This window comes from Dermacoccus sp. UBA1591, assembly GCF_002322065.1.
Taxonomy (GTDB): Bacteria; Actinomycetota; Actinomycetes; order Actinomycetales; family Dermatophilaceae; genus Dermacoccus; species Dermacoccus nishinomiyaensis.
In genome coordinates, this window is the sequence record NZ_DCNR01000053.1 from 1 (window position 1) to 5243 (window position 5243).

Consider the following 5243-nt stretch of genomic DNA (forward strand, 5'->3'; position numbering starts at 1 on the left):
GACGGGCAGCACCTCGAGGCCACCCATGTACTTGCGCAGCGCCTCGGGCACGCGCACCGAGCCGTCAGCCTGCTGGTGCGTCTCGAGGATGGCGACGAGCCACCGCGTCGTCGCGAGCGTGCCGTTGAGCGTTGCGACCGAGCGCGTCGCACCGTCGGTGCGTTCGCGGATGTTGAGGCGGCGCGCCTGGAACGTCGTGCAGTTCGACGTCGACGTCAGCTCGCGGTAGGTGCCCTGCGTCGGCACCCAGGCCTCGCAGTCGAACTTGCGCGCTGCGGACGTGCCGAGGTCACCCGCGGCGGTGTCGATGACGCGGTACGACAGCTCGCACTTGGCCAGCATCTCCTCTTCCCATGCGAGCATGCGAGCGTGCTCCGCTTCGGCGTCCTCGATGCGGCAGTAGGAGAACATCTCGACCTTGTTGAACTGGTGCACGCGGATGATGCCGCGCGTGTCCTTGCCGTACGAACCGGCCTCGCGGCGGTAGCAGCTCGACCAGCCGGCGTAGCGCACGGGAGCGTCGACGTTCATGATCTCGTCCGCGTGGTAGCCGGCGAGCGCGACCTCCGAGGTGCCGACGAGGTAGAGGTTGTCCTCCTCCTGCACGCGGTAGATCTCGGCGTCGTGCGCGACGTCGAAGCCGGTGCCCTGCATCGTCTCCGGGCGCACGAGCGTCGGCGTGATCATCGGGGTGAAACCGTTCGCGATGGCCTGGTCGAGCGCCATCTGCAGCAGCGCGAGCTCGAGACGCGCGCCGACGCCCTTGAGGAAGTAGAAACGCGAACCCGACACCTTCGTGCCGCGCTCCATGTCGATGGCGCCGATGAGCTCACCGATCTCGAGGTGGTCCTTCGGCTCGAAGTCGAACGTCGGGGCCTCACCGACCGTCTTGACGGTGACGAAGTCGTCCTCGCCACCCGCCGGCACGCCGTCGAGGACGACGTTGGGGACGGTGCGCAGCAGCGCGTCGAACTCCTTGCCCGCCTCGTCGGCGGTGGCCTCGAGCTCCTTGACGCGGGCGCTCAGCGTCGCAGCGTTCTCACGCGCGGCGTCGGCCTCGGCCTGCAGACGCGCGACCTCCGCGTCGTCACCGCTCTTCTTGGCCTTGTTGAGCGCACCCATCGCGGCGCCGACGCTCTTCGACACCTGCTTCTGCTCGGCGCGCACCTTCTCGAACTCGCCGAGGGAGCTGCGGCGCGTCGCGTCGAGCTCGAGAATGCGGTCGACGACGCTCTCGTCAGCGCCACGAGCACGCTGGCTCGCGCGGACGGCGTCAGGGTTGTCACGAAGCAGTCGAATGTCGATCACCCCTCAAGGCTATCGCCCGCGCGAATGTGCGTCATTCCGGTTACAGTGCAAGGCGTGTCGAACACGCCCTCCCGCCCGCGCGCCGCGATCGTCGTCAACCCCACGAAGGTTCGCGACCTGGGCGCCCTGCGCCGCGAATGCGTCGACGTCTCGCGCGACGCCGGATGGGCCGAACCGTTGTGGTTGCAGACCCGCATCGACGATCCCGGCACCGGCCAGACGCAGCAGGCGCTGCGCGAGGGCTGCGACATCGTCTTCGCCGTCGGCGGTGACGGGACGGTGCGTCACGTCGGCGCGGCACTGAGCGGCACGAGCGTGCCGCTGGGGTTGATGCCGCAGGGCACCGGCAACCTGCTTGCGCGCAACCTCGGCATCTCCGTCGACGGCTCGGCGGCGCTCAACTTCGCACGGTCTCTGCAGGGGGACGACACCGTCATCGACGTCGGGCGGGTGCACGCGACGTTCGGCGACGGCTCGGCGACGAACGACACCTTCCTCATCATGGCGGGCTTCGGACTCGACGGCGACATCATGAACGCCACGAGCGAGACCCTCAAGAAACGCATCGGGTGGATGGCCTACCCCGTCGCCGGTGCGCGCTACGTGACGCAGCGCCCCGAGCGCATGCTCGCCTCCTTCGACGACGGCGCGCCGCACACGAAGAAGACGACGACGCTGCTCGTCGGCAACTTCGGCCTGCTGACGGCGGGCGTGCAGCTCATGCCGGGCGCCAGCGGCACCGACGGGCGCTTCGACACCGTCTGGCTGTCCGCCGACGGACCGCTGCAGTGGACGGCCCTGTCCGCGCAGATCTTCGCCCGCTCGCGACGCACGACGGGTCGACTCGAACGCACCTCCTGCGCGCGCGTGTCCGCGAAGGCCATGGGGCGCCCGCGCGCGCTCGAACTCGACGGCGACGTCATCGGCGACGTCCGCGAGATGGAGATGTGGGTCGACCCCAAGGCCCTGCGCGTGCGTGTCGCCAACCCGCGCCACTCACGCATGTCCGACGTCCGCCGTCACCTGCCGGGCTCGCTGGGCCAGAAGTTTCGCCGCTGACCCCTCTGCGATTCCCGTCCACATCTGCGAATTTCGTCCACACTCGCGATCCGTGTCCCCCTCTGCGAATCTCGTCCACATTCGCAACCTTGCCTGACCGGGTGTCTCGGACGCACTCACGGTCTGTGACGGTGACGCCTCGCATGACGAGAGGGGCTGACGCTTGATGCGTCAGCCCCTCTCATCCTGTTCAGACCCGCGGTCCCGAACCGTGACCCGTCAGCAGCACCGTGCGCCGGGGTTGCGGTCCTGGGCGTCGGTGCGTTCACGCCAATAGTCGCGCTTCGACATCGGCGCTTCGCCGGGGTGGGCGACGGCGTGGTGACGCAGGTAGCGCTCGTAGTGGTTGTCGCCCATCATCGAGGCGACGTACCACTTCACCGTGCCGACGACGCCGCGCGGTTCAGGCATGGACGCGCTCCCCCGCGTGCACGCCCTCGGGGTCGAGGCCCGCCTCACGCCACTGCGCGAGCACCTTCTCCTCGTCGGGCGTGACGCGCATGCCGCTCGGCGCGAAGATCTGCGACGGCGCCGCGTCGTCGCGCACCTCGGGGTCGACGTGGCCGGTGCGCAGCGCCTTGAGCGCCGCGAACACACCCGCGATGACGACGACGATGACGAGCACCGCGAAGAGAACCGAAAGCGTCTCCTGGATGAGCGTGTTGCGGATGACCGCGTCGATCTCCTCGGGCGTCTTGGCCGTCTTGAACTTCGTCAGCCCCTTGTTCTTGGCGTCGGCGAACGCGTTGTGCTGCGCCCAGTAGCCGATCTTCGCGTCGCTCGAGAAGATCTTCTGGTAGCTCGCGACCATCGTCACGAGCAGGTCCCACACGAGCGGGATGCCCGGGATCCACGCCCACTTCGCCTTGCCGTTGCGGATGACGACGACCGTCACGACCGTCAGCGCGACGGCGGCGAGCAGCTGGTTGGCGATGCCGAACAGCGGGAACAGCGTGTTGATGCCACCCAGCGGGTCGGTGACGCCCATGAGCAGGATCGAACCCCACCCGGCGACGACGACGAGCGTCGAGATCCACGCCCCGACGCGCCAGGACGTGTCACGGAAGCGGTGCAGCCCGGGCACGTTGCCGAGCGTCTCCGACAGCATGAAACGCGCGACGCGCGTGCCGGCGTCGACCGTCGTCAGGATGAACAGCGCCTCGAACATGATCGCGAAGTGGTACCAGAACTGCTTCATCGAATCGCCTGGGATGACGCGGCTGAACACGTCCGACATGCCGAACGCGAACGTCGGGGCGCCACCGGTGCGCGACACGACCGAAGCCTCGCCGACGTCCTTCGCGGCCTGGGTGATCTCGGGCGCGGTGATCGGATTACCGCCCAAGCCTATCGAGTTCACCCACGTCGCGGCCTTCTCGGCCGTCCCACCCGTCACGCCGGCGGGGGCGTTGATGACGAAGTACAGGTGCTGGTCGATGATGGCCGCCGCGATGAGCGCCATGATGGCGACGAACGACTCGACGAGCATCGAGCCGTACCCGATGAGTCGCGCCTGGCTCTCCTTCTGGATGAGCTTCGGCGTCGTGCCCGACGAGATGAGCGCGTGGAAGCCGGACAACGCGCCGCACGCAATCGTGATGAACAGGAACGGGAACAGCGAACCCGCGAAGACGGGACCGTTGCCGTGCTTGCCGAACGACGTGATCGCGGGGATGTCGATCGCCGGACGCGCGATGATGATGCCGAGCGCGAGCAGGACGATCGTGCCGACCTTCATGAACGTCGACAGATAGTCACGCGGCGCGAGCAGCAGCCAGACCGGCAGGACGGCCGCGGCGAACCCGTAGACGATGAGGCACCAGGCGAGCGCCGTCGGAGACAGCGTGAACATGTCCTTGCCCCAGGCCGTCTCGGCGACCCAGCCGCCGGAGACGATCGCGAGCAGCAGGAGCGCGACCCCGATGAGCGACACCTCGGTGACCGACCCCGGACGCAGGAAGCGCAGGTAGCAGCCCATGAACAGGGCGATCGGGATCGTCATCGCGATCGAGAACACACCCCACGGCGACTCGGCGAGCGCGTTGACGACGACGAGGCCGAGCACCGCGATGAGGATGACCATGATCGTCATGACGGCGAGCATCGCCGCCCAACCACCGACGGGGCCGAGCGTGTCGCGCGCCATCTGGCCGATGCTGCGGCCGCCACGGCGCGTCGAGATGGCGAGCACCATGTAGTCCTGCACGGCGCCCGCGAAGATGACGCCGAAGATGATCCACATCGTGCCCGGCAGGTAACCCATCTGCGCGGCGAGCACGGGGCCGACGAGGGGGCCGGCGCCGGCGATGGCGGCGAAGTGGTGGCCGAACAGGACGCGACGGTCCGTCGGCATGTAGTCCTGGCCGTTCTCGAACTGCTCCGCCGGCGTCGCGATGTCGTCGCGCGGCTGCACGACCTTGTACGCGATGAGACGGCTGTAGAGCATGTAGCCGATGACGTAGCTGCCGACGGCCGCGAACACGAACCAGATGGCGTTGACGTGCTCACCGCGGACGAAGGCGACCATCGTCCAGCCGATGGCGGCGACGATCGCCGCGACGGCGATCATGATCTTCTGCCGCCCGGTGATGGTGCGAGGGGGTTCGACCGCGACGGGGGGCAACCCCGGATCGCGGTCGAGGGTGTCGAGACGTGACGCCGCCACGGTGACCTCCTGGTAGTGCTGGTGGCCATGACGGCCGATGTGAGTAAGGCCACAGTAGGGGTCTACCCATGGGTACGGCGTCTCGGCTCGCGGACCGAGCAATCACATCCTGGTCACGACGACGGCTGAGGGTTTGGGGGCCTGAGTTCGGATGGGGACTGACCTCGGCCGGGCCGCCCCGCACCGTGCCCCTTCTGCGATTCCTGTCCCC

Annotated in this window: 4 protein-coding genes; 1 reads left to right on the top strand and 3 read right to left on the bottom strand. The window is 68.3% G+C overall.

Going from position 1 to position 5243, the window contains the following annotated elements:
* Window positions 1–1308, bottom strand: a 1308-nt coding sequence (gene serS, locus B2284_RS05630) for a serine--tRNA ligase (protein ID WP_286697286.1), incomplete at its 3' end; no start/stop codon positions are given.
* A gap of 54 nt (window positions 1309–1362) precedes the next feature.
* Here serS and B2284_RS05635 point away from each other — a divergent pair.
* Window positions 1363–2367 (top strand): diacylglycerol/lipid kinase family protein, encoded by a 1005-nt coding sequence (locus tag B2284_RS05635; RefSeq protein ID WP_170957236.1) that lies wholly within the window; start codon window positions 1363–1365, stop codon window positions 2365–2367.
* Window positions 2368–2586: 219 nt separating this feature from the next.
* On the opposite strand, the gene B2284_RS05640 is transcribed toward B2284_RS05635, so the two are convergent.
* Both B2284_RS05640 and B2284_RS05645 read right to left on the bottom strand, forming a co-directional pair.
* Window positions 2587–2778, bottom strand: coding sequence for a YbdD/YjiX family protein (locus B2284_RS05640; RefSeq protein ID WP_136788608.1), 192 nt, complete (start codon window positions 2776–2778; stop codon window positions 2587–2589).
* Window positions 2771–5032 (bottom strand): carbon starvation CstA family protein, encoded by a 2262-nt coding sequence (locus tag B2284_RS05645; RefSeq protein ID WP_136788609.1) that lies wholly within the window; start codon window positions 5030–5032, stop codon window positions 2771–2773. The genes B2284_RS05640 and B2284_RS05645 overlap by 8 nt, the downstream gene beginning before the upstream one ends.
* Window positions 5033–5243: the final 211 nt, after the last annotated feature.